We start from the raw sequence: 24,341 nt of genomic DNA, 5'->3' as shown, positions 1-24,341 counted from the left end.
CTGTTTGGCTGGTTGAGATTTCGCTGAACGTTAGCTCGGCGATTGAGAGTGTCGAAGCTCTTGTTTATCTTGCACGCAAGAATAAGAAAGGGACGGTCACACCGCGAAATGGGGTCGCATTGTGACACTTGTCCAGAATGATTTACGAGTCAGACATTTGTGACATAAGCTGCAGACGAAATTCCGCGGCGGGTCTTGCCGCGTCTAGTCGGGACGAGGATGAGCGTGGATTCGCAAGCAATCTCTCTGGTCCGGTCGAGCTTCAAATCCGTCGCTGCGGTAGAAGATGGTCCGGAACGGCTCGCCCGTACCTTCTATTCGATCCTGTTCGCTCGATCGCCCGAAACGCGGGAGTTCTTTCCGGCGGCGATGGATGTGCAGCGGGACCGGCTTGTCGGCGCTATCGCTCACGTCGTCGAACGCCTCGACGAGTCCGACGCGATACTCGAGTACCTCGCGCAGCTCGGCCGCGATCACCGCAAGTACGGCGTCACCGACGAGCATTACACGGCAGTCGGCAATGCCCTGATCGAAGCACTCGAGACTTTCGGTGGCGCCGAAATGTGGACAGACGAGGTCGACAGCGCATGGCGCAACGCGCTCGCGATCATCTCGGCAGCGATGATGGACGCCGCCAACGCGGAGGACGGCCCGCCCGCCTGGAGTGCCACCGTCATCGAATGCCGCCCGGTCATCAAGGGCGTCGCCGTCGTCAGGCTGCAACTCGACCAGACTATGCAATACCGCGCCGGTCAGTACGTCAGCGTGCAGGTCGCCGCGAGGCCGCGGATGTGGCGCTACCTCTCACCGGCCACGCCGTACGACGGGACTGGAGTCCTCGAGTTCCACGTTCGTCAGGTCACCGGCGGGTGGGTCAGCCCGGTCATGGTGAACCAAACCGCTGTCGGTGACACCTGGGTGGTCGGTTCGCCCATCGGCGCCCTGGGGATTCCGGAGAACTCCAAGGACCTTTTGATGATCGCGTCGGGAACAGGTGTCGCGCCTCTTCGCGCTCAGATCCTCGAACTGATCCGACGCGGCAACACTCGCAAGGTCCAACTGTTCTACTCCGGACAGCATCCGTGCGATCTCTACGACCTTCCGCATCTGTGGAAGCTGGCCGAGAAGCACCCGTGGCTCACGATCATCCCGGTCTCGGAAGAAGACGAGAATCCGTGGTGGCACAACGAACCGGAACCGCTGCCGCCGATCGGCATGGCAAGGCGCATCGTCGGCAAGGTCGGAAAGGTCGTGACCTCGTTCGGGGACTGGGCGGGCTACGACATCCAGGTCGTCGGCAGCGAATCCATGGTCAACAGCACCAAATTCAGGCTTCGCGCGGTGGGCATCGACGTCGACACCGTTCGCAATGATCCGACGTACTGACCGTCAGTACGGATCGAACTGAATGACCTCGGCCGGCGTTCCGGCCTCGATCAATCGATCACGCGTCGATCGAACCATGGCCGCTGATCCGCACACCAAGACCTGATGTTCGGTGAACGCACCGTACGACGCGACGACGTCGGCGAGCGTGCCTTCGATGAGATGATCGTCGCCGAATCCGATGTCGACGTTCAAACGGTCGAACCATCCGTCGGGCGGGCCGCCGTCGGAGAGATCTTCGACGACAGGAATGGGCTGCAACCACGGAAACTGATCGGCGAGTAGCCACAACATGTCCGCCGCATAGAGATCGCGAAGCGTTCGGCCGCCGAAGAAGAGGTACACCTGCGGCGGGTTCGGGGTCTGAGCCAGATCGAGAATGATCGACCGGAGTGGGGCCAAGCCGGTTCCGCCCGCGACCATGATGACGGTGGGGCCGTTCTCGTCGACGGACAGGTTGCCGCGCGGGTCGAGGATCTGCCAGACGTCACCGGGCTGGGTGTCCTTGACTATCGAACCGCTGACCCAACCGCCGGGAACCGTCTTGACGTGAAACTCCAACTTCCCGTCGTGTGAGGGAGGCAGGGCGGGGGAGAGTCGGCGGAGCAACCGCGAATTCTGCGGGACGCTGACATCGACGTACTGGCCGGGGCGGAAGGGGACGACATCGCCGACCAGGCGGACAACCGCCAGATCCTCACGGAGACGGTGATGTTCGACGACTGTGCTCGACCAGGTTCGCTGGGCCATGAAAGTTCTCCTGTAGTCAGTAGAGCGGGTCGTGCCGGATCTGGTCGAGTGGAGTTCCGCCGGCCCGCAAGGCGTAGACGGTGGTCTTGATCATCGACGGTGACCCCGAGATCTGCACCTGACGGTCGGCCCACGAGCCGAACTGCGAGACCACTTTTCCGATCGGTCCGATCAGTCGGCTGTGCATTCCGAAGGGTGGCTCAAGCACCGGTCCGTTGTGCCACCAAGGGTTTTCGGGTTCTTCGGAAACCGGTACGACGGTCAACCACGGATTACTGAGCGAGATGTGCCAGAGCGTTTCGAGGTCGTAGAGGTCGCACGGATACCGGCCGCCGACGAACAGGTGCACGCGCGGATTGTGCGCGCGTTGGGACATTTCCATCACCTGTGCCCGCAGTGGGGCGATGCCGGTGCCGGATCCGATCATGAGAACGTCACGGTCGCTGGTGAAATCGACCTCGAGACCGCCGAGGGGAGTGGACATGACCCAGCGGTCACCGACGTTGGTCTCGCTGACGATCGCGGGGCTGACCCATCCTCCCGACACCTTGCGGATGTGGAACTCGAGCTGACCGAAAGGGTTGGTCGGAATCGCCGGTGAGTAGTACCGCCACATTTTCGGGCGCTGGGGAATCTGAACGCCGACGTACTGTCCCGCCCCGTACGGAATGGGTGGGTCGGCTTCGAGGCGCACTATCGCCAGATCGTCGAGGACTCGTTCGTGGCTGACCACGGTTGCGCCCCAGAGTGCCGGGGTCGTATCGGACTCGGCGCCGTCGGCCATCGTGCTCACGACGAGGTCGGTGAACTGAGACCAGGCGTCCTCCAGTTCCGGCGTCCACTTGTAGCGACTGTGCGCGCTGGTTCCGTACATCGACCGAACTGCGCGCTCGAGTGCAACACCGGCAGCCTCGTAGTGCTCACGCTCGACGCCGTAGCGGCGATGATCGCGGCCGAGTTGGGTGAGGAACTTCCGGATCCGACGATGCTGGGGAAGGTTCTTGACGACGAACTCGATCGCTCTGAAGAAACGGTGCCCCTGCGATTCCATCCCGGCCGGGAACAATGAGCGGTACAGAGGATGTTCCGCGAAGAGGCCGGTGTAGAACACTGCCGAGAAGTGCGCACGGCTCTCTTCGTCGTCAGTCAGAGAATCGAGGCTGGTTTGCAGACGGGCGATCACTGTCGGATCCAATCCATCCCCCTTTCGCACCAGCTGCAACTCTCGCCACAATTCTAGTACGGCTGAAAATGTGACCTACGAAACCAACTCGGCCTGGCGAAAACAAACTTGAGCGGAATAGACTCAAGTTTGTCCGCGTTGAGCATATTGACACAGTCGCAATACCAACCGGTCGCGGCTCTTCCCGTTCGACTTCGCCAGAAAGGTGACAAGTGGACTCGTTCACACCAACAACCAAGACCCAGGCTGCGATGACGGCTGCACTGCAGTCGGCGTCGTCGGCGGGTAATCCCGATATCCGGCCTGCCCATCTGCTGGTCGCATTGCTCGACCAGACCGACGGCATCGCTGCCCCACTACTCAAAGCTGTAGGCGTCGACCCCACGGTCGTACACCGTGAAGCACAGGCAATCGTCGATCGCCTGCCCAAGACAACCGGCGCAAGCTCCACCCCGCAACTCGGGCGTGAGGCACTCGCGGCACTCACTGCTGCTCAGCACCTCGCCACCGAGATGGACGACGAATACGTCTCCACCGAGCACGTCCTCTACGGACTGGCCGCCGGCGACTCCGACGTCGCGCAGTTGCTCGTACGTCATGGCGCTACCCAGGACGCATTGCGTGAAGCCTTCACCACCGTCCGCGGCAGCGCTCGCGTCACCAGCCCGGAGCCCGAAGGCACCTACCAAGCGCTGGAAAAGTACTCCACCGACCTCACCGAAGCTGCACGTAGCGGCAAGCTCGACCCGGTGATCGGTCGCGACACCGAGATTCGCCGTGTCGTGCAGGTGCTCTCGCGTCGTACCAAGAACAACCCGGTACTCATCGGTGAGCCCGGCGTCGGCAAGACCGCGATCGTGGAGGGCCTTGCCCAACGCATCGTCGCGGGTGACGTCCCGGAATCGCTTCGAGGCAAGACCGTCGTGTCCCTGGACCTCGGGTCCATGGTCGCCGGTGCCAAGTTCCGCGGTGAATTCGAGGAACGCCTCAAGGCAGTTCTCGACGACATCAAGAACAGTGCCGGACAGGTCATCACCTTCATCGACGAGTTGCACACCATCGTCGGCGCCGGAGCCACCGGTGAATCCGCGATGGACGCAGGCAACATGATCAAGCCGATGCTCGCCCGCGGTGAGCTGCGACTGGTCGGTGCCACCACGCTCGAGGAGTACCGCAAGTACATCGAGAAGGACGCAGCACTCGAGCGTCGTTTCCAGCAGGTGCTCGTCGGTGAGCCCTCGGTCGAGGACACCATCGGCATCCTGCGCGGTCTCAAGGAGCGCTACGAGGTTCACCACGGCGTACGCATCACCGACTCCGCGTTGGTGGCTGCTGCCGCGCTGTCGGACCGGTACATCACCTCGCGGTTCCTGCCGGACAAGGCCATCGACCTCGTGGACGAAGCCGCATCGCGACTTCGTATGGAGATCGACTCGCGACCCGTCGAGATCGACGAGGTGGAACGCACTGTTCGCCGACTCGAAATCGAAGAAGTGGCACTCGAGAAGGAAACCGACGACGCGTCCAAGGCTCGGCTCGAGAAGCTGCGTCAGGAACTCGCCGACGATCGCGAAAAGCTCAATCAGCTCAGCACCCGCTGGCAGAACGAAAAGCAGGCCATCGACTCGGTGCGCGTGCTGAAGGAACAGCTCGAAACCCTGCGAGGAGAGTCCGAACGCGCTGAGCGTGACGGCGATCTGGGCAAGGCAGCCGAGTTGCGCTACGGCCGCATCCCGGCGCTGGAGAAGGAACTGGAAGAGGCAGCAGTCGCTTCCGGAGCCGCCTCCGACGGTGACGTGATGCTCAAGGAAGAGGTCGGGCCGGACGACGTCGCAGACGTGGTCGCAGCCTGGACCGGCATTCCGGCCGGCCGGATGATGGAAGGCGAGACCGAGAAACTGCTCCGCATGGAGTCCGAACTCGGCAAGCGCGTCGTCGGCCAGACCGACGCCGTCGTCGCCGTCTCGGATGCGGTTCGCCGCGCCCGAGCAGGTGTCGCCGACCCCAATCGGCCCACCGGTTCCTTCCTGTTCCTCGGCCCGACCGGCGTCGGTAAGACGGAGCTCGCCAAAGCCTTGGCGGACTTCCTCTTCGACGACGAGCGCGCGATGATCCGCATCGACATGAGCGAATACGGTGAGAAGCACTCGGTGGCCCGACTCGTCGGTGCCCCTCCGGGCTACGTCGGCTACGAAGCCGGCGGCCAGCTCACCGAAGCAGTTCGGCGACGCCCGTACTCGGTGGTCCTCTTCGACGAGGTCGAGAAGGCACACCCCGACGTGTTCGACGTCCTGCTTGCAGTGCTCGACGAAGGCCGTCTCACCGACGGTCAAGGCCGCACGGTGGACTTCCGCAACACCATCCTGATCCTGACCTCCAACCTGGGATCCGGTGGCACGCGGGAGCAGGTCATGGACGCGGTACGCCACGCGTTCAAGCCCGAGTTCATCAACCGTCTCGACGACGTGGTCGTCTTCGACTCGCTCTCCGAAGAGCAGTTGGAGCACATCGTGGACATCCAGCTCGAGCAGCTGCAGAAGCGTCTGGCTGCGCGTCGTCTCACCCTCGAGGTGAACGGTGCTGCCCGGATGTGGCTCGCGGTGCGCGGCTACGACCCGCTGTACGGCGCTCGGCCATTGCGTCGACTCGTTCAGCAGTCGATCGGCGACCAGCTCGCCAAGCTGCTCCTAGCCGGCAAGGTCCAGGACGGCGACACCGTGCACGTCGGTGTCAGTGAGGACGCGGATCAGTTGGTTCTGTCCTGATTCGGTAAGTGGAATGCCCCGTCGATCCAAGTGGATCGGCGGGGCATTCGCATTTTGTTCTACCCTGGATGGCTGGATGCTCGAACTGGGGATGTCTGCACCCGCGCCTCTCCGAACGACTTCGACGCTCTTTCGTCCCAACCGAAGGTGAGCCAGGCATGACCGATCAGAACGATCCGCGTAACTCGGGTGGGCCGCGCCGTGAGGATCCCGAGGCCACCGAGGTGTGGGGGCGTACGCCCGACCAGCCGACAGAGCAGTACGGGACGGTGTCCGGCCAGAATCCGAACCAGCCGACGGAGTACTTCGGTCAGCAGCCGGGGGCGGGGCAGTATCCGGGGGCACAGCAGTATCCCTACGGTGGCCCGGATCAGAACACGGAGTACTTGGGGCAGCAGGGGCAGCAGCCGAATCCCACGCAGGCCTTCCCCGCCTACAACCCGCAGTTCGATCCGCAGGCCCCGCCGCCGGGTGCGACGCAGGCATATCCGCCGTACACGGCCCAGCAGTACGGGAACCCGGATCAGTACGGGAATACACAGCAGTACGGAAACACACAGCAGTATCCGGTTGCCGGTGGTGGCGGGGGAGTTCCGCCGGAACAGCCGTTCATCGAAGACGGGTCGTCGGGCGGCGGCAAGAAGCGCAAGCTCGCGACGTGGGTGGCTGCCGGCGTGGTCGGGATCCTGGTCGCCGTGATCGCGATCGTCGCGTTCTCGGCGTTCGGTTCGAACGACAAGGGAACCCAGACCGCTTTCGTTCCGCCGACCACCACGACGCAGGCGCCGACCACCACACCGCCGAAGGCCAGCACCACGGCGCCGACTCCGACGACGGATTCCCCGCTCAGCCAGCTCCCGGGCGGGCTCGGCGAAGTCATCGGCGACGCCGGGGGAGCCGTCGGCACCGTCAAGTCGAACGACGGCGGCACGTTGGTCATCGATTCGATCGGTGGATCGCAGGTGACGGTTCTGACCACAGCCGACACCACCCTCATCGCGCTCAACCGCGCCACGATCGCCGATCTGCAACCGGGAGACAACATCGTCGTCGACGGAACTCCGGTGGAGAACGGCACGATGACCGCCAACACGATTCTGAGTACGTCGTTGCCGAAGTTCGGCAACTGAGTCGTTCACGACACATCAGGCGAGTCCACCAGGGTGTCGCGGGAGGTTGAGGCCGCGAGTCGCTACCCTGGAGGGTGATGACTGGAATGTGGTTCGGACTGGCAGCAATTGCACTCGCAGGCGCGGGTGCGCTCCTGTACGTCGACAGGACGAGGCGAGATCAATCCGGGCGAGTGCGTCAGATCTGGGCCAAGGCGCAGGGATACACGTACACGGCCACTGACGATCAGCTGGCGGGCGAATGGCATCGCGCGGTCATGGCGAAGCAGGACTACCTGACTGCCACCGACGTCGTCCGAGGCCGTCGTCGCGGAGAGCAGTTCGTGCTGTTCGACCTGGAAGAGACCGCAACCATCGTCGCCGTTCGCCGCGAGATCGGGTCGGACGTCGACATCGATCTTCGGTTGAAATCGACGGCTCCGCCCAAGGACGGCGACCTGAACCTGCTGGGTGCGATCGGTTCACGAGTCGTCTTCGCGACCGATCTCGAGATCGCACGTCGTGTCTGTGATCAGCGCATGGTGGCGTTCACCGAATCGGTTCCGTCGTCGATCAGCATGCTGTGGAGCGAAGGTCAGTGGACGCTCGGTTCGCTTCCGGTGACCAGTAACGGCCGGGATTGGGACGCTGCAATCGAGTCGGTTGCGCGCCTGTCCGGCATTCTGCATGTCCTGCCTCCCGTCACCGATCCCAACGAACTCGAGGTCGATCACGATCCGAGCCGCCCGCGGCCGGGCGCCGAGAAGTCTCGCCCAACTCCGGATCCGGTAGAACAGCCCCGTTCGCGTCAAGAGCAGCCGCCCCGTGAAGCTCCGCCGCGTGAATTTGCCCCGCGTGAGTCCGCACCGCGTGAGCCTGCACCGCGGGAATCTGCGCCACGTCCGGATCAATCGCTGCGCAAGCCCGAGGCGGCTGACAAGCCGGCTCAGCGTCCGGCGTCGCAGCGCTCGGGCACAATTCGCCCGGTCGACTGACCTTTAAGGTTCCCGTCCAGCCGCGATAACCACTAGCGTGGCCGGTATGTCGACTTCCCACTCGGATCGCCCTGTGCGTCCCGTTGCCCTGGTGACCGGACCTACCTCTGGTCTCGGCGCCGGTTTCGCCAAGAAATACGCCTCCCTCGGATACGACCTGGTTCTCGTCGCACGTGACGAGGTCAGATTGCACGACCTCGCGTCCGAGTTGAAGACGATGTTCGGCACCGAGTCGGAGATTCTGGTTGCCGATCTCGCATCGGAGGCTGGACGCGACACCGTCGCGCTTCGTCTGGAGAAGGGCGTCGAGGTGTTGGTGAACAACGCCGGATTCGGTACCTCCGGCGAGTTCTGGACTGCAGATCCGGCGCTTCTTCAGTCTCAACTCGACGTCAACGTCACCGCCGTGATGCGGCTGACCCGTGCGGCGCTGCCCAGCATGATCGCGTCGGCGCACGGAACGATTGTCAACGTGGCGAGCGTCGCGGGCCTGCTGTCCGGACGGGGTTCGACGTATTCGGCAAGCAAGGCCTATGTCATTTCGTTCACCGAAGGGCTTTCCGGCGGGTTGGCCGGGACGGGAGTGCGCGTTCAGGCGCTGTGCCCGGGCTTCATCCGCACCGAGTTCCACGAGCGTGCGGGCATCGAGATGTCCACGATCCCCAAGCCGATGTGGCTGAGCGTCGACCAGGTGGTTGCGGCGTCGATGAAGGATCTCGGTGACAACAAGGTCATCAGCATTCCGGGAATTCAGTACAAGGTCCTCACGACGGCTGGGCGTCTGGTTCCCAAGGGGCTGGTTCGCCGGTTGACCAACATCGTTGGACGAGGCCGCGGGCGCACGTAGCCCAGAGGCAGCAGCCGAACGTAGCCCAGAGGCAGAAGCCGAGCATAAGCCGGTGGTCGGTAGGCTGAGCACTCATGAGCGATCGTGAGGATTTGGCTGCGCTGGTGCGCGAATTGGCTGTTGTACACGGAAAGGTGACGTTGTCCTCGGGCAAGGAAGCCGACTACTACGTCGACCTTCGCCGCGCGACACTTCACCACAAGGCGGCGCCGCTGATCGGCTCGCTGCTGCGTGAACTGGTCGCGGACTGGGATTTCGACGCCGTCGGAGGTTTGACGATGGGCGCCGATCCGGTTGCGATGGCGGTGATGCACGCTCCCGGACGCCCGATCGACGCGTTTGTCGTTCGCAAGGCTGCGAAGGCTCATGGGATGCAGCGTCAGATCGAGGGCCCGGACATCGTGGGCAAGCGTGTCCTGGTTGTCGAGGACACGACCACGACGGGCAATTCTCCGTTGACAGCAGTGAAGGCTCTGCGCGAGGCAGGGGCCACAGTGGTCGGAGTCGCTACCGTCGTCGATCGCGCGACGGGTGCGGACGCGATTATCGGCGCCGAGGGCGTCGAGTACCGATCGCTGCTGGGCCTGGAAGATCTGAACCTGAGCTGATGCCCCGTGAGTGGTTAAGGAGTCCCTGCACTCCTCAACCACTCACAGGGTCAGTCGCCTACGGTGACGGCGAGTGCTTCGTCGACGCTGTGCGGCGCGGGATCGTGGTCGTCGACGTGTGCGAGGACCTTGCGTCCGCTCGACAGGACGAACACGGCGGCGAGGGTGAGCACCGCGCCGACCCAGAACGGCATGTGGACGTTGGACTCGCCGAGCTTGCCGGCTACCCACGGAGCTGCGGCGCCGCCGACGAATCGAACGAAGCTGTAAGCAGCCGAGGCGGTCGACCGTTCCACGGGCGCCGAGATCATGACGGTTTCGGTGATGAGTGTGTTGTTCACACCGAGGAACAACCCGGCGAGGACGACACCCACGATCAAGACGATCTTGTTCTCGGTGAAGAGCGCCATCATGCCGAGGTCGAGTGCGAACAGTGTCAGCGCCAGCATCATCATCGGTAGTGTGCCGAAGCGTCGTTGCAGGCGAGGAGCGAGGAAAACCGACGAGATCGCCAGCATCAGGCCCCAGCCGAAGAAGATGAATCCGATCGGGTACGCCCCCATGTCGAGGGGGAACGGTGTGTACGCGAGCAGCGTGAAGAATCCGTAGTTGTAGAGCAGCGCGGTGATGGCAACGGTGAGTAGCCCGCGGTGTCGCAGCGCCTGGAACGGTGCAGCGATGGACGTGTGGTGTTCGGGCTTGGGTGCGCTCGGAAGCATCACGACGATGAGAATGAAAGCAACCGCCATCAGGGCTGCGACGCCGAAGAACGGTGCGCGCCAGCTGATGTCACCGAGAACGCCGCCGACCAGCGGTCCGACCGCGATACCGATGCCCAGTGCAGCCTCGTAGAGGATGATTGCCCGTGCGACGCCGCCGCTGGCCGCGCCGACGATGGCCGCCAATGCCGTTGCGATGAAGAGTGCATTGCCCAGTCCCCAGCCGGCACGGAATCCGACGATCTGGCCGATGGTGCTGGAAGCGCCTGCCAGAGAGGCGAACACGATGATGATGGCAAGGCCTACAAGAAGTGTTTTCTTGGCGCCGATGCGGCTGGACACCACACCGGTGATGAGCATGGCCACGCCGGTGACGAGCATGTAGCTGGTGAACAGGAGCGAAACCTGCGACGGTGTGGCGTCGAGTTGTTCGCCGATCGGCTTGAGGATCGGATCGACCAATCCGATGCCCATGAAGGCGATGACGCTGGCAAAGGCTACCGCCCACACCGCTTTCGGTTGTTTCAGGAGGCTCGGCGGAGCCTCGTTCTGGTGCGTTGATGTCGCGGTCGTGTTGCTCACGGCCACCTCCTTTTTCAGTGGTGGGTATTTCAGCTGGGGTCGGAAGTCTTGATGATGGACCGCAATTCGGCCAATCCGTCGGCCAGTTTCTTGATCTGCTCGGGCCCGAGTTCGACGAAGTGGGGGACTAGAGCGTCGGCGATCTCGTTTCGGCCGTCGTTCAGGATCTTTCGACCCTTCTCGGTCATGGCGACGCGCACTGCGCGGGCGTCCTCCGGGTCGGCGCGGCGTTCGACGTAACCGTTCTCGCCGAGTTTGCGCAGTAGGGCAGTGGCAGAGGGCTGCGAGCTTCTGTCGAGTCGAGCGAAATCGCTGATCCGCATTTCGCCGTATTCCTCGAGGAGCGAGAGCGCGCGCAGCCAGGCGCGTGGGTACTGATCGGACGCGAAAGAACCTGCCAGCTTCGCGAAGCGGTGCGTGTTGCTCACGAGGTCGACGAGTAGTTCGTGCAGTTGCTGCTCTTCATCTGTCACGAAAAATATTATTGCATAGGGTAACTATGTAAATCAACGAGTCCGTAAAAGGTGGTCCGTGACACTCGTGGTGACCAGTGTCGCGATGTCGAGGCCTGGTGCAACGAGCGCGAGGCTTCGATTTGCCGCCAGCACTGCGATGCCGTGGGTTCCGGTCCAGATGTTCACCGCAGAAGTGGTGGGATCGGACGCGTCGGCCTCTTCGGTCAAGGCTTGCAGGGCGGCGAAGAGCGGGAGTGACGACTCTCGGAGGTTGCTGCCGGCGGCTTCGAGGAGGTCGTGGCGAAATATCAACTCGAACATCGCCGGCCGCTCCTGGGCGAATGACACGTATTCGATTGCTGCCGAGATCAATCGGCTACGAGCGGGTTGTTTGCCGACAAGTGCCGGTTGGAGTCTTTCGGTGAGATCGCGCAGGCCGTGTGAGGCAATTGCGGCAAGCAGGCTGTTGTGGGTCGGAAAGTATCTCCGCGGGGCGCCGTGCGACACGCCCGCCCGACGCGCGATCTCCCGTAGCGTCAGTTCTGTGGCGCCGTCGGCATCGAGAATCTCGACGCCGGTGGCGACGAGTGTTTCGCGAAGGCTGCTGACAGTCATGGAAGACAGTGTCTATTATTCTGGACGTAGACACTGTCTACTAGACGGAAAAGGTGATGCCCTGTGCTCTATTGGCTGTTCAAATACGTTCTGATCGGCCCGGTCCTCTGGCTGTTCGGGCGGCCGACGATCGAGGGGCAGCACCACATCCCCAAGAAAGGGCCGGTGATTCTCGCCGGAAACCATCGGGCAGTCGTCGACTCGTTCTTCCTGGTCCTCATGGTGCGCCGACGCATCACCTTCGTCGCGAAGAGTGAATATTTCACCGGGACCGGTGTGAAGGGCGCGATGCAGCGCTGGTTCTTCGGTGGGGCGGGTCAGGTGCCGATCGACCGTAGTGGCGCCGATGCCTCCCGTGCGGCATTGGACACGGCCATCGGAATTCTCGACAAAGGCGGCGTCTGGGGGATCTATCCCGAGGGAACGCGATCGCCCGACGGATGCCTGTACAAGGGAAAGACCGGAGCGATTCGTGTCGCCTTGGAAACCGGGGCGCCGGTCATTCCCGTCGTCGTGCACGGCGGCGACGCAGTCAACCCGCCGGGTACGCGGATGTGGCGCTTCAGCAAGGTCCGGATCACGGTAGGGGAGCCGATCGACTTCTCTCGGTACCGCGAACTTCGTGGCTACCAGGCCGTCGTGCGCGCGGCGACGGACGAATTGATGTCAGTGCTCTGTGACCAGTCGGGGCAGGAATACGTCGATGTCTACGGCGCGGACGTCAAATCCGGCGATGCTGCCTGAGTGACCCAGTACGGTCGCTGTTGGACGTGTAACCAACAGGAGGATTGTGATGGCGGGCAAGTGGGGCATCGAGCACGCAGTTTTTGCGGCGGCGACGGCAGCGACGGTGGTCGGGGCAGTGGTCGGTAACGAGCGGGTTCAGCAGATCGCGAAGCCGCTGATTGCACCTGCCTTGGCGGCCCGAGTGCTGCGCAAGCGCTCGGAGACGGAAACAGCCGATACCGCACTGCTTCTCGCCGGCCTCGCCGCTGCGACCGTCGGCGACGTGTTCATGATCGACCCGGACAACGATGCTCGTCTGATCAAGGGCGCGTCGTCGTTCGCGGTGATGCAGGCCAGTTACTCGGCTCTTCTCCTGCGCCGCGGGGCACGGCCGACCCGTGCTGCCCTCAAACCCCGCATCAGCGGTTGGTCGACGGCGTCCGGTCTGCTCCGTGCCAAGGCACCGAGCGTGTCGACGCCGCTCACCGGATACGGATTGATGTTGGGAACCACCTCGACGTTGTCGGCGGACCCCGCTCTGGCACCGCAGTCCAAGGCCGTGCTCGACGTTGTCGTCCCGAACAAGGATCGACGCTCCTGGCTCGGATTGGGCGGAGTGCTCTTCACCGCGTCCGACGGGCTGATCGTGGTGCGTCGACTGTTCATTCGAGGGACCGCCGGCCGCGCCGCTGCCGAGGGTGTGATCCTGGCGTCGTACGCGGGAGCGCAACTGATGCTGGTGGAGGGCATGTTGGCGCTGGGACGCAAGAAGAGCGTCTAGTTTTTCACGGGCACAGCATGATTCGGTCTCGGTTCTTCGGGTCCACCATGACGGTGACCGTGGATCCGGGAGTGATCTTGTCTTTGAACTCGGGTCGGATCTCGTACTCGATCCGGCCCGAGTACGAATCGGAACCTGGAACCGTGAGGCGGAGTGCGAGCTTGGCCAACTCGCCGTCGACGGTTCGGCGCAGGGGTGTGACCTTGTCGATTCGTGCCCACCCTTCGAGGCCGTGCTTTTCGAGCTTGCGCTCGGCGCGGGTCGGTCGATTGGCCCAGGCCATTCCGAATCCGAGTACCGAGCCGAAAGCGGCGAGTAGCCCGCCGATCTGATAGGGCAGAGTGCCAGGTGGGGTGTGCTCGACCAGCCATCCGAGCCACACCGCGAGCACGATCAGATATCCCACCGCGATGAAACACACGGTGTGTACGACGCGACGGTGATTCATCAGATTTCCTCCACATCCAGGATAGCCTGACCGGATGAGCGAACCGAACGTCTTCATCACCGGTGCTGCGGCTGGAATCGGGCGGGAGACGTCGCTGTTGTTCGCGCGCAACGGATACCGCGTCGGCGCGTTCGACATCGACGACGCCGGCCTTGCCTCCTTGAAGGCCGAGATCGACGGTTTCGGTGGGAGCGTCGTGACGGGTGTCCTGGACGTCACCGATCCGGTGGGATGGGCGCAGTGTCTGGCCGATTTTGCCGGGGAGTCCGGGCGTCTGGACATCCTGATCAACAATGCGGGCGTGCTCTCCTCGGGACGGTTCGAGGATATTTCTCTTGCGGCGCATCGCCGAATGGTCGACATCAACATCACCGGCACCCTCAACGGCACGCACACGGCTTTCCCGTACCTCCGCGATACCGTCGGCGCTCAGGTGGTCAATCTGTGCTCCGCTTCGGCGATCTACGGCCAGCCCGAACTGGCGACGTACGGTGCAACCAAGTTCGCGATCCGCGGCCTGACCGAGGCACTCGATCTGGAATGGGCACAGCACGACATCCGTGTTCTCGCGCTCTGGCCGTTGTTCGTCCAGACCGCGATGGTCACTGGAATGGACACCGGAGCCACCAGATCGTTGGGTATCAAGCTGACTGCCACCGACGTCGCGAAGGAACTGTGGGCGGCCACACGCGGCGCCGGACGCTTACACAAGGTTCACTACCCGGTCGGAACGCAGGCGAAGCTCTTTCTCAGTGCGTCGCGGTTCTCGCCCGCGTGGCTCTCACGGCTGATGAACAAGCGCGTCACCAGCACTTAGTCGACCACACGATAGAGTGCACTGTCGGCTGTTGCTGGGCCAAGATGACGTGTGTGGAGGTAGTCGGGTGGTTCGTGTTCGGGTGGGGTTCGTCTTGTTGGGCGTCGGGTCGGCGCTCGTGCTCGCAGGGTGCGGCGGGGAGGCGGATTCAGCGCCGACCGTAGCGGCGCAGCCAAGTTCGACCACCACTACCGCAGTGCCGACGACAACCACCACCGTCGCGCCCGTCGTCCCCACGACCACCGAACCACCGACCACGACGCTGCCACCGACGACGACGCTCACGGACGTGCAGTTCGAGCGCAACGAGTCGTACTACTTCACCACTCCCGACGGGAACTTCCAGTGCGGCATCATCAAGTTGCCCACCAGAATCGAAGCCGGGTGCGAGGGAACGACCACTCCGGTTCCGCCGCGGCCGGAGAGCTGCATGGTCAACTGGGGCAACGGTATTCGCGTCACCGACGAGGGTGAGGGTGCTTTCATGTGTTCGGGCGGAGAGGTGTACACCTCGGGCGGTCCCGACGCCGATCCGGTGTTGGCGGCCGGTCAACCGCTGAGCAAACTGGGTTTCACCTGTACGACCACCGCGACAGACGTCTCGTGTGTCAACGATCAGACCACGCACGGCTTCACGGTGGCTGCAGATTCCAACGAGGTGTACTGATGACCGAAGTCGCAGCCGACGACGTCTCCGGTGGGGCCGGTGAACCGGGACCCACCGAGTGGGGCGAGAACCCCAACGGCGTCCGGCCGTGGGCCGAGGAGCACGACACGGAACCGCCGACAGACGAGCGCTACGACCCCGTACTTCTGGCCGAGGGTGATCGTCGAAACGTCTTGGACGAGTACCGGTACTGGACGCGGGAAGCGATAGTCGAGGACATCGACTCGCGCCGTCACACGATGCATGTCGCCATCGAGAACTTCGCGCACGACGCCAATATCGGCACGGTGGTTCGCACGGCAAACGCGTTTGCTGCGGCCGCGGTCCACATCGTGGGGCGTCGGCGCTGGAATCGGCGGGGCGCCATGGTGACCGATCGATACCAACACATCGTTCACCACGCCGACATCAGCGAGCTCGTCGAGTACGCCCGTGAGAATTCACTCACGATCGTTGCCGTCGACAACACCCCGGGGTCGGTGCCGCTGGAAACGGCAAGCCTGCCGCGAGAGTGCATCCTGCTGTTCGGTCAAGAAGGGCCCGGAGTGACCGATCATGCGAAAGAGGTTGCGTCCATGACGGTCTCGATCGCGCAATTCGGGTCGACTCGCAGCATCAACGCCGGTGTCGCGGCCGGGATTGCGATGCACGCGTGGGTACGTGAGCATGCCGATCTCGCCGATTCCCGCTGATCTCGCTCGCGAATTCCGGCTAGCGCGTAGCGCCTCGACCAGACAGGATAGGTAGTTATGCAGGAAGTGTGGGCAGAGCGAGCCGATGCGGCTGAGGGCGCGATAGTCAGTCGTCACCTTCGGCGCCTGTGGGGAATGCCCCGGACAGCACTCGGCGTGGTTGCCTGGCCCGCTGTTCGGCGCGAGCGGATGTTCAAGCCGTGGCACTACTGGTGGCAAGCACACCTGCTCGACACTGCAATCGACGCGCTCGAACGTGACCCGACGCCCAAGCGTCGTCGCCGGGTGGCGAAGGTTGCCCGCAGTGTGCGGGTCCGCAACGTCTCGGCGTGGACCAACAACTATTACGACGACATGGCGTGGCTGGGCCTCTCGCTCGAACGTGCTCAACGTATGTTCTCGGTCGATCACCGGACCGCGGTCCAGGCGCTCGAATCGCAACTCTTCGATTCGTGGTCCCCGGCCGACGGCGGCGGTATTCCGTGGTGCAAAGGTTCCGATTTCTACAACACCCCGGCAAACGGACCCGCCGGAATCATGCTGGCGCGCACCGGAAAACTCTGGCGCGCGCAGGCAACGGCCGACTGGATCGACGAGACGCTGCGGGATCCGGACTCCGGACTGATCTTCGACGGTATCCGCCGCGACGGCACCCTCGAGCGCGCGATCTATTCGTACTGTCAGGGCGTCACGCTGGGGTTGGAAACCGAGTTGTCGACGCGATTGGGCGAACCGCGCCACCGCGAGCGAGTCCACAAACTCGTCGACGCGGTGTACGACGGAATGACCGAGTACGGAGTCATCACGGGCGGTGGCGGAGGCGACGGCGGACTGTTCAACGCAATCCTGGCTCGCTACCTCGCGTTCGTGGTGGTGAACTTGTCCTGGGAGACTCACGAGGACCTGCGAGCGCGCGAACTCGCAGCGCAGATCGTTCTGTCCTCCGCGGAAGCGGCCTGGAACAACAGACTGCAGATCGAAGGTCTGCCGCTGTTCGGGCACGACTGGACCAAGGATGCTCAGTTGCCGAGTCTGTCCGGCGACATCGCCACCTTCGCCGCCGGAACGGTGCGCTCGTCGAGCGTGCCCGAGCGAGACCTCTCGGTGCAGGTGGGTGGGTGGATGCTCATGGAGGCGGCCTTTGTCGTCTCGGCGGCTGGATACCCGCGTAAGCGTTAGGCTTTCCCTCATGGAATCCCGGCACGTGGTCGACACGGACGGCGTACGTCTTCACATCGATGTCGGTGGGGCAGGGGCGGACGTTCTGGTTCTCTCCGGCGGCCCGGGATGCGTTCACTATCTTGCTCACGACGAGCTGGTTCCGGAAGGAATGCGCGCGTGGTGCCCTGAGCCACGAGGAGTCGGCCGGTCCGGTGGCGGCGCTCATACGATGGCGCAGGCGGTTGCGGACCTCGAACTCGTCCGACGCACGTTCGAGATCGACAGCTGGGTCGTGTTGGGGCACTCGTGGGGATCCGACTTGGCGGTGCGGTACGCACTCGACTGTCCGGAATCGGTGTCCGGCGTCGTCGGCATCGCGGGGCACGGCCTCCACAAGGACCGGACCTGGTCGAAGCAGTACGAAGCGGGAATCGAGCCGGACCCGCAGATACCTTGGGAACCTGTTGTCTGGCAATCGCTTCAAGAATCGTTCATCGAATGGATCCATGAACCACAGCTGTTTCGGCAGTTGGCCGACTCACCCGTGCCCATGACATTTCTCGCGGCGGCCGACGATATTCGCCCGTCGTGGCCGTTGCAGCAACTGGCCGAGCTCGTGCCTAACGGTAGTTTCGAGGTCGTCGACGGTGTCGCGCACAACTTCTGGCAGTCTCACCCGCTCCTGTGGAGGAAGATCGTCACCGAGGCTTGTGCAACGCACTCTCGACTCTCCTGATCTCCACCAGGATCCGCTCCGCAACGGTCTGGTATCCCAGGCTCCGATTGACGGTCAGCATCGGGTGATTTTCCGCGTTCACCGTTGTGTAAATTCTTCGCAGCGAGGGAAATTCAGCTGCCAACACAGACGCTTGTTGCTCCTTGACCCACCGAGCGAGACCGTGTCCGCGGTGCTGGGGAAGTACCACGGTGTCATGCTGCGATGCGTGGGTGCTGTCATGTTCGTCCACCGTCACCACTGTCGCTGCGGCTACTTCGCCGACGCTGTCGTCGACCGCGCAGCACACCAGGAGTACCTGAGAGCCACCCGTCATCTTCTGTTCCCACGATCTGACCTCGTCGGCTCCCCAATTACGTTCGGGCATCTGCAGTTCGGCGCCCGGCGCGTCGAGGAGTCGGTTCAATGCCTCCGAGAAGGAGTGGACCAGCTCGTCCGGGGTTCGGTTGCGCCAACTGACGATTCGATAGCCGGGGCGGGCACTGTGTGCGGTGGGAGGGCTGATGTGCTGAACCTGGTTGGCCAACCGAAGCAACACACGGTGGCCGTCGAACGATCCCAGGAAATGCTCGGCTGCGCTTCCGACGAGCGCCGTCACTCTGATTCTTCGCACGCCGAACCCGGCGATGTCGACTTCGGCGAGTTCGGCAAGCGCTCGTCCTACCCCTCGTCGCTGCGCGTGGGGTGTCACGTACATCCGAAATTCTGCGAGATCAGGTTCCGCCGAGTTGCGTCGCGCCTGGGCGATGCCGAGGACTTCGTCCGTTCCGCCGTCGCGTGCGATCCAACGCCATACATCGACTGAACCGTCCTCGGCCTCGATCATTTCCATCAGCGCCGTCGCTGTCGGCGCGGTTCCGGACAGGTGACGCTGGCCTTCGGCGAAGACCTCACACCACTGGTGAAGAACCGATGCTGTCGATCCGGACGGTACGAACTCGGCTACGACTACGCGGCTCACCCATGTGACGATACCGAGCTGCCAACCCCGAGTTGGAATCACGCGAACCCTAACCCTGTCGGACTGCGGCGGCAGTTGCCAGCATTCAGGCATGTCTGATTCTCCGCGCCAACTGAGCCTCAACGCGTTCATCCACCCCGCCGGTCATCACGAAGCGGCGTGGCGTCATCCGTGGACAACGCCGGAACGTCTGTTCGACGTCACGTATTTCCAGGAGATCGCTCGCACTGCTGAGGCGGCGAAGTTCGACGGAATCTTCTTCGCCGACGGTCCCGCGTTGCGCAGCGACGTCGAGCACGGTCCCGCAGGGACGTTGGAGCCGATCACCTTGTTGACGGCCATTGCAGTGGCAACCGAGCGGATCGGATTGATCGCGACGGCGTCGACCACGTACTACGAGCCGTACAACCTGGCTCGGCTGTTCGCCTCGCTCGACCACATCTCGAACGGACGCGCTGGGTGGAACATCGTCACCACGGGTACGGATCTGGCTGCCGCCAACTTCGGGCTGGCCAAGCATCCGGACCACGGCGACCGGTATTCGCGTGCAAGGGAATTCGTCGACGCGGTGGTGCGGTTGTGGGACAGCTGGGAGGACGACGCGATCAGTCTGGACCGGGAGAACGGAATCTACGCGGACAGAAACAAGATTCACGAGATCAACTACGTCGGCCGGCATCTTCGGGTGCGGGGACCGTTCAACGCACCGCGAACGCCGCAGGGATACCCGGTGCTGGTGCAGGCCGGGGCGTCCAACGACGGTCGCGCGTTTGCCGGTCAGTATGCGGAGGCGATTTTCACAGCGCACCAGAGACTTTCCGATGCGCAGGCGTTCTACACCGACATCAAGTCGAGGGCTGCGCAGTTCGGGCGCAACCCCGATCATGTCAAGATTCTGCCGGGAATCAGCCCGTTCATCGGTGACACCGAGGAACAAGCCAAAGCGCTGGAGCGAGAATTCAACGAGTTGACCTCGCCGGAGTACGGGCTCGCGCAACTCGGTGCACTCACCGGGACCGATGTTCGGAATCTGGAACTGGATGCACCGGTTCCCGTCGAATTGTTCGCGGCGGCAGGTGATGTCACCGACAACAAGCAAAGCAGATTGCAGGTGATCGCCGGCATAGTCGAGCGTGAGCGTCCGACGGTTCGGGGCCTGCTTCATCGTTTGGCGGGTGCGCGCGGACACCGGGTGTTTGCCGGAACCGCCGAGCAGGTGGCCGACACGATCGAGGAATGGTTCACCAGCGATGCTGCTGACGGATTCAATGTCATGCCGCCGTACTACCCGGGTGGACTCGAAATCTTCACCGAACGTGTGGTCCCGATCCTGCAGGATCGCGGTCTGTTCCGGACCGAATACACGGGTACGACGCTTCGTGATCATTTCGGGTTGCCGAGGCCCGAGAGCCAGTTCTCGGGTAGTGCGTCCGCAGTGCAGTAGGCCCGCCTCCCGTTGTCGATAATGACAATGGTTATCATTAAGGTATGAAGCAGCTACCGGTAACCGTGCTGTCCGGATTTCTGGGCGCAGGCAAGACCACACTCCTCAATCACATCCTCGCCAATCGCGACGGCCGTCGGGTCGCCGTCATCGTCAACGACATGAGCGAGATCAACATCGACGCGGCCCTCGTCGCGGGCCAGGGCCACCTCGATCGCACGGAGGAGAAGTTGGTCGAGCTGACCAACGGATGCATCTGCTGCACGCTGCGCGAGGATCTGATCGACGCCGTCGGCGCGCTGGCCCGCGAGGGGCGGTTCGATCAGTTGGTGATCGAGTCCACCGGCATCTCCGAACCGATGCCGGTGGCGGCCACCTTCGACTGGGAATTCGAGGACGGCTTCAGCCTCGGCGCGCTCGCGAAGCTCGACACGATGGTGACCGTGGTGGACGCGTCGACCTTCCTCGGCGAGCTGGCAAAAGGCGAGCGACTGGACGAGCGCAACCTCGAAGCCGGGGAGGGGGACGGACGCAGCATCTCCGATCTCCTGGTCGATCAGGTGGAGTTCGCCGACGTCATCTTGCTGAACAAAACCGACTTGGTGAGTCCGCGGGCGGCGGGAACCGTCGAGGCAACGCTTCGAAGGCTCAACCCCACTGCTCAGCTGATTCGGACCGACCACGGAAAAGTCACCCTCGATCGCGTCCTCGAAACCGGTCTCTACAACCTGGAACTGGCTGCGCAAGTACCCGGTTGGGACGAGGAGCTGGCCGGCGGGCACACCCCGGAAACCGAGGAATACGGAATACGCAGCGTCACGTATCGAGCCTCACGCCCCTTCCATCCGGCGCGACTCGAGGCTGCGCTCGGTCAGTTCGCGGGACTCTTGCGAAGCAAAGGCTTCTGCTGGATCGCCAGTAGGCCCGAGTTCGCCGCTATCTGGTCGCAGGCAGGCCCCAACCTCGTCGTCGAACCGGCGCAACTGTGGGCGTCGGCAGCGGAGGTGCCAGGGCAGGAGATCGTGTTCATCGGAGTGAAACTCGACCCGGCGGCGCCATCGCGAATCCTCGATCCGGCTCTGCTGACCGATGACGAACTACGCGAAGGACCGCGGGCCTGGACTCACTACGAGGACCCGCTTCCGGCGTGGGACCAGAGCCACCTGCACTGAGCAGACAGCTTCTAGTCGAGAACCTCTTCGACCTCGACGTCTTCGGCCGGTCGGGCCATTTCCTTGCGGTACTGCCAGATTCCCAAAGCGGTGCCGATGACCAAGCTGACCATCATCACGATCAGCACGGCGGGCAGCAACCACGGAACGCGATCGAGGAACGAGCCACCGTAGAAACCGAGCAGCAGGAGCACCGGTGCCCAGATGATCGCGCCGATGGTGCTCGCGATGGTGTAGCGCGTGTGGTTCATCTTGGCTGCGCCTGCGACCATCGGGCACAAGGTGCGAACCCACGGAACCCAGCGGGCGATCAGGACGGCCCAGAACCCGTGTCTCTCCAACAGGATGTTGACGCGGTGCAGATTCTTCTCGGTGAAGTACTTGCCGCCCTTACGGGCTTTGATGTGGTTGCCCGTCCGGTGGCCGATGACGTACCCGACCTGGTTGCCGGCAATGGCAGCGATCATCGCGCCCACCGACAGCGCCCACACGTGGCCTGCACCGGATTCGTGACCGGCAAGCACGATTCCGGCTGTGATCAGCAGTGAGTCGCCGGGGAGAAACAACCCGAGGATGATCGCGCACTCGATGAAGACGAACGTGACGACGATAATCCAGACCAACAGGGGCCCGGCAGTCTCGAGTGGGGAGAAACTGCCGGATGCGAGCGTCATCGTGGTCAGTTCTTCGCCTCGTTCTGCAATCAGGGGGTGGGGTCTTCGGGGACTGTCACCGTCGAATTGTCCGTAGTGGAAGTATTCGCCGATTCACCACGTCTCGACGCCAGAATTCGCTTTCCGATTTCGAAGACGATCGGCAGAACCGACACCAGGACGATCAAGATGAAGATGTAGTCGACATTGTCGCGGATGAATTCGATCTGCCCCAGGAGGTAGCCGAGCAAAGTCACACCGGCACCCCACAGGATGCCGCCGACGATGTTGTAGGTCAGGAACAGTGAGTACTTCATCTTCGAGGCGCCCGCGACAACCGGTGCAAAAGTACGCACGATCGGCACGAACCTCGCCAGGATAATGGTGATCGGGCCGTGCTTTTCGAAGAAGGCATGCGACTCGTCGATGTACTTCTTCTTGAAGAACCGCGCGTCGTCCGTCTTGAACAGGGCAGTTCCGCCCTTGGCGCCGATGTAGAACCCGACTTGGTCACCCAGAATCGCGGCGATCGGAATCGTCACCAGGAGCACCCACAGCGGCGCGAACGGTTCGATCTCGGTGGACTTGGAAGCCGCGATCAGCCCTGCGGTGAAGAGCAGAGAATCGCCGGGCAAGAGCGGAAACAGCAGCCCTGATTCGATGAAGACCACCAGAAGCAGTCCCACCAGAACCCACGTTCCGAAGGAATTCAAGAGGTTCACGGGATCGAGGAAGCCGGGCAGCAAGGCCAGGTTCGTCACGGATTCAGTTGCTGCCTGCACATTCACGGGGGCCAGAGTACCGGCCGAATCTGAGTGTTTCCCACCACCGCAGGTCATCGCGTCGGTGGCGGCGGCCGAGACCGCAAAGAGACGTGACGAGTCGGACTTGCCATACTGCTAGGACCACACGAAGCGCTTTCACATCGCCGAGCGCTCCGAACGACACGTATATGGAGGACTCCCGCCGTGCCTATCGCAACTCCCGAGGTCTATGCCGAGATGCTTGGTCGGGCCAAGGAGCATTCCTTTGCCTTCCCCGCCATCAACTGTGTCGGCTCCGAATCCATCAACGCAGCCATCAAGGGCTTCGCGGACGCCGGCAGTGACGGCATCATCCAGTTCTCGACGGGCGGCGCCGAGTTCGGTTCCGGTTTGGGCGTCAAGGACATGGTCACCGGCGCTGTTGCGCTCGCCGAGTTCGCACACGTGATCGCGGCAAAGTACGACGTCACCATCGCGCTGCACACCGACCACTGCCCGAAGGACAAGCTGGACACCTACGTGCGTCCGCTGCTCGCGATCTCGCAGGAGCGCGTCGACGCCGGTCGTAACCCGCTGTTCCAGTCGCACATGTGGGACGGCTCGGCTATCCCGATCGACGAGAACCTGGCAATCGCCAAGGAACTGCTCGCCCTCTCCAAGGCTGCACGCATCATCCTCGAGGTCGAGATCGGTGTCGTCGGCGGCGAAGAAGACGGCGTCGAGGCCGAGATCAACGACAAGCTCTACACCTCGAGTGAAGACTTCGAGAAGACGGTCGATGCTCTGGGCATCGGCGAACAGGGCAAGTACCTGCTCGCAGCCACCTTCGGCAACGTCCACGGCGTCTACAAGCCGGGCAACGTCAAGCTCAAGCCCGAGGTTCTCGAAGAGGGCCAGAAGGTCGCCGCTGCCAAGCTCGGCCTGGCCGCAGGCTCGCAGCCCTTCGATTTCGTCTTCCACGGTGGATCGGGATCGCTGAAGTCCGAGATCGAGGATTCGCTGAACTTCGGCGTCGTCAAGATGAACGTCGACACCGACACCCAGTACGCGTTCTCCCGTCCGATCGCCGGACACTTCTTCTCCAACTACGACGGCGTCCTCAAGATCGACGGCGAGGTCGGAAACAAGAAGGCATACGACCCGCGCAGCTACCTCAAGAAGGCCGAAGCAGGCATGACGGCTCGCGTCGTCGAGGCGTGCAACGACCTGAAGTCGGCCGGACGCTCGGTGTCCGCAGGCTGATCGGCTTCACAACTGCGCTTCACAGAACAAAATGCGCGCCGACGAATTTCTCGTCGGCGCGCA

At 63.1% G+C, this 24,341-nt stretch carries 25 protein-coding genes; 16 read left to right on the top strand and 9 right to left on the bottom strand.

The window, feature by feature from the left end; translation table 11 throughout:
• The first annotated feature begins 225 nt into the window (after positions 1-225).
• Positions 226-1,386 carry a globin domain-containing protein gene (locus tag QM596_RS24255; protein ID WP_283310100.1) on the top strand — a complete coding sequence of 387 codons (1,161 nt, stop codon included), beginning with the start codon at positions 226-228 and terminating at the stop codon, positions 1,384-1,386.
• A 3-nt stretch (positions 1,387-1,389) separates the two neighbouring features.
• On the opposite strand, the gene QM596_RS24250 is transcribed toward QM596_RS24255, so the two are convergent.
• Positions 1,390-2,136 (bottom strand): FAD-binding oxidoreductase, encoded by a 747-nt coding sequence (locus QM596_RS24250; protein WP_003944435.1) that lies wholly within the window; start codon positions 2,134-2,136, stop codon positions 1,390-1,392.
• A gap of 16 nt (positions 2,137-2,152) precedes the next feature.
• Positions 2,153-3,349, bottom strand: a complete 1,197-nt coding sequence (locus QM596_RS24245; protein WP_372507614.1) for an FAD-binding oxidoreductase — start codon at positions 3,347-3,349, stop codon at positions 2,153-2,155.
• A gap of 182 nt (positions 3,350-3,531) precedes the next feature.
• Between QM596_RS24245 and clpB the strand changes: the two genes are divergently transcribed.
• The 5 genes from clpB to pyrE all read left to right on the top strand — a co-directional run bounded on the left by clpB (position 3,532) and on the right by pyrE (position 9,643).
• Complete coding sequence (gene clpB, locus QM596_RS24240; protein WP_283310098.1) at positions 3,532-6,084, top strand: ATP-dependent chaperone ClpB; 2,553 nt, start codon at positions 3,532-3,534, stop codon at positions 6,082-6,084.
• Positions 6,085-6,242: 158 nt separating this feature from the next.
• Positions 6,243-7,214: a hypothetical protein gene (locus tag QM596_RS24235; protein WP_060939127.1), complete on the top strand. Its 972-nt coding sequence runs from the start codon at positions 6,243-6,245 to the stop codon at positions 7,212-7,214.
• 86 nt (positions 7,215-7,300) lie between these two features.
• On the top strand, positions 7,301-8,188 hold the full coding sequence (locus tag QM596_RS24230) for a TtfA family protein (RefSeq protein ID WP_070385439.1): 888 nt from the start codon (positions 7,301-7,303) through the stop codon (positions 8,186-8,188).
• A 46-nt stretch (positions 8,189-8,234) separates the two neighbouring features.
• Entirely contained in the window at positions 8,235-9,035 is an 801-nt protein-coding gene (locus tag QM596_RS24225; RefSeq protein WP_070385423.1) for an SDR family NAD(P)-dependent oxidoreductase, read from the top strand.
• A 74-nt stretch (positions 9,036-9,109) separates the two neighbouring features.
• Positions 9,110-9,643, top strand: coding sequence for an orotate phosphoribosyltransferase (gene pyrE / locus QM596_RS24220; RefSeq protein WP_019749433.1), 534 nt, complete (start codon positions 9,110-9,112; stop codon positions 9,641-9,643).
• Positions 9,644-9,693: 50 nt separating this feature from the next.
• Here pyrE and QM596_RS24215 read toward each other — a convergent pair whose 3' ends face one another.
• The 3 genes from QM596_RS24215 to QM596_RS24205 are packed head-to-tail and all read right to left on the bottom strand — an operon-like array spanning position 9,694 to position 12,014.
• Entirely contained in the window at positions 9,694-10,950 is a 1,257-nt protein-coding gene (locus QM596_RS24215; RefSeq protein WP_020906634.1) for an MFS transporter, read from the bottom strand.
• Positions 10,951-10,973: 23 nt separating this feature from the next.
• Positions 10,974-11,417 carry a MarR family winged helix-turn-helix transcriptional regulator gene (locus tag QM596_RS24210; protein ID WP_020906635.1) on the bottom strand — a complete coding sequence of 148 codons (444 nt, stop codon included), beginning with the start codon at positions 11,415-11,417 and terminating at the stop codon, positions 10,974-10,976.
• Positions 11,418-11,450: 33 nt separating this feature from the next.
• Entirely contained in the window at positions 11,451-12,014 is a 564-nt protein-coding gene (locus QM596_RS24205) for a TetR/AcrR family transcriptional regulator (RefSeq protein WP_283310095.1), read from the bottom strand.
• A 63-nt stretch (positions 12,015-12,077) separates the two neighbouring features.
• Here QM596_RS24205 and QM596_RS24200 point away from each other — a divergent pair, with 63 nt between their 5' ends.
• Both QM596_RS24200 and QM596_RS24195 read left to right on the top strand, forming a co-directional pair.
• Positions 12,078-12,758 carry a lysophospholipid acyltransferase family protein gene (locus QM596_RS24200; RefSeq protein ID WP_019749437.1) on the top strand — a complete coding sequence of 227 codons (681 nt, stop codon included), beginning with the start codon at positions 12,078-12,080 and terminating at the stop codon, positions 12,756-12,758.
• A gap of 49 nt (positions 12,759-12,807) precedes the next feature.
• Complete coding sequence (locus tag QM596_RS24195) at positions 12,808-13,521, top strand: lysoplasmalogenase (protein WP_021343244.1); 714 nt, start codon at positions 12,808-12,810, stop codon at positions 13,519-13,521.
• A gap of 4 nt (positions 13,522-13,525) precedes the next feature.
• Here the strand turns inward: QM596_RS24195 and QM596_RS24190 are convergent, their stop codons facing one another.
• The gene (locus QM596_RS24190; RefSeq protein WP_020906637.1) at positions 13,526-13,969 is read right to left on the bottom strand and encodes a hypothetical protein; all 444 of its coding nucleotides are present in this window, start codon (positions 13,967-13,969) and stop codon (positions 13,526-13,528) included.
• 34 nt (positions 13,970-14,003) lie between these two features.
• On the opposite strand from QM596_RS24190, the gene QM596_RS24185 reads away from it, so the two are divergent.
• The 5 genes from QM596_RS24185 to QM596_RS24165 all read left to right on the top strand — a co-directional run bounded on the left by QM596_RS24185 (position 14,004) and on the right by QM596_RS24165 (position 18,042).
• Positions 14,004-14,786 (top strand): SDR family oxidoreductase, encoded by a 783-nt coding sequence (locus QM596_RS24185; RefSeq protein ID WP_283310092.1) that lies wholly within the window; start codon positions 14,004-14,006, stop codon positions 14,784-14,786.
• A gap of 67 nt (positions 14,787-14,853) precedes the next feature.
• Positions 14,854-15,453: a DUF6636 domain-containing protein gene (locus QM596_RS24180; protein WP_020968805.1), complete on the top strand. Its 600-nt coding sequence runs from the start codon at positions 14,854-14,856 to the stop codon at positions 15,451-15,453.
• On the top strand, positions 15,453-16,145 hold the full coding sequence (locus QM596_RS24175) for a TrmH family RNA methyltransferase (RefSeq protein ID WP_113682302.1): 693 nt from the start codon (positions 15,453-15,455) through the stop codon (positions 16,143-16,145). The genes QM596_RS24180 and QM596_RS24175 overlap by 1 nt, the downstream gene beginning before the upstream one ends.
• Positions 16,146-16,202: 57 nt before the next feature.
• Entirely contained in the window at positions 16,203-17,324 is a 1,122-nt protein-coding gene (locus QM596_RS24170; protein ID WP_003944321.1) for a glycoside hydrolase family 76 protein, read from the top strand.
• Positions 17,325-17,334: 10 nt separating this feature from the next.
• Complete coding sequence (locus tag QM596_RS24165; protein WP_020968806.1) at positions 17,335-18,042, top strand: alpha/beta fold hydrolase; 708 nt, start codon at positions 17,335-17,337, stop codon at positions 18,040-18,042.
• Here the strand turns inward: QM596_RS24165 and QM596_RS24160 are convergent.
• On the bottom strand, positions 18,005-19,003 hold the full coding sequence (locus QM596_RS24160) for a GNAT family N-acetyltransferase (RefSeq protein ID WP_283310088.1): 999 nt from the start codon (positions 19,001-19,003) through the stop codon (positions 18,005-18,007). The genes QM596_RS24165 and QM596_RS24160 overlap by 38 nt on opposite strands.
• Positions 19,004-19,094: 91 nt before the next feature.
• Here QM596_RS24160 and QM596_RS24155 point away from each other — a divergent pair, with 91 nt between their 5' ends.
• Both QM596_RS24155 and QM596_RS24150 read left to right on the top strand, forming a co-directional pair.
• The gene (locus tag QM596_RS24155; RefSeq protein WP_097387714.1) at positions 19,095-20,447 is read left to right on the top strand and encodes an LLM class flavin-dependent oxidoreductase; all 1,353 of its coding nucleotides are present in this window, start codon (positions 19,095-19,097) and stop codon (positions 20,445-20,447) included.
• A gap of 44 nt (positions 20,448-20,491) precedes the next feature.
• The gene (locus QM596_RS24150) at positions 20,492-21,619 is read left to right on the top strand and encodes a GTP-binding protein (RefSeq protein WP_283310086.1); all 1,128 of its coding nucleotides are present in this window, start codon (positions 20,492-20,494) and stop codon (positions 21,617-21,619) included.
• 11 nt (positions 21,620-21,630) lie between these two features.
• Here QM596_RS24150 and QM596_RS24145 read toward each other — a convergent pair whose 3' ends face one another.
• Both QM596_RS24145 and QM596_RS24140 read right to left on the bottom strand, forming a co-directional pair.
• Entirely contained in the window at positions 21,631-22,293 is a 663-nt protein-coding gene (locus QM596_RS24145) for a DedA family protein (RefSeq protein WP_019749448.1), read from the bottom strand.
• Between the two features lie 29 nt (positions 22,294-22,322).
• On the bottom strand, positions 22,323-23,060 hold the full coding sequence (locus QM596_RS24140; RefSeq protein WP_029254751.1) for a VTT domain-containing protein: 738 nt from the start codon (positions 23,058-23,060) through the stop codon (positions 22,323-22,325).
• Between the two features lie 180 nt (positions 23,061-23,240).
• Between QM596_RS24140 and fbaA the strand changes: the two genes are divergently transcribed.
• Entirely contained in the window at positions 23,241-24,278 is a 1,038-nt protein-coding gene (gene fbaA / locus QM596_RS24135; RefSeq protein WP_021343256.1) for a class II fructose-bisphosphate aldolase, read from the top strand.
• The last annotated feature ends 63 nt before the right edge of the window (positions 24,279-24,341 follow it).

This window comes from Rhodococcus sp. IEGM 1406, assembly GCF_030056745.1.
GTDB lineage: Bacteria > Actinomycetota > Actinomycetes > Mycobacteriales > Mycobacteriaceae > Rhodococcus_F > Rhodococcus_F erythropolis.
The sequence above is the reverse complement of the archived record's forward strand: the minus strand, read 5'-3'. Positions and strand labels throughout refer to the sequence as shown.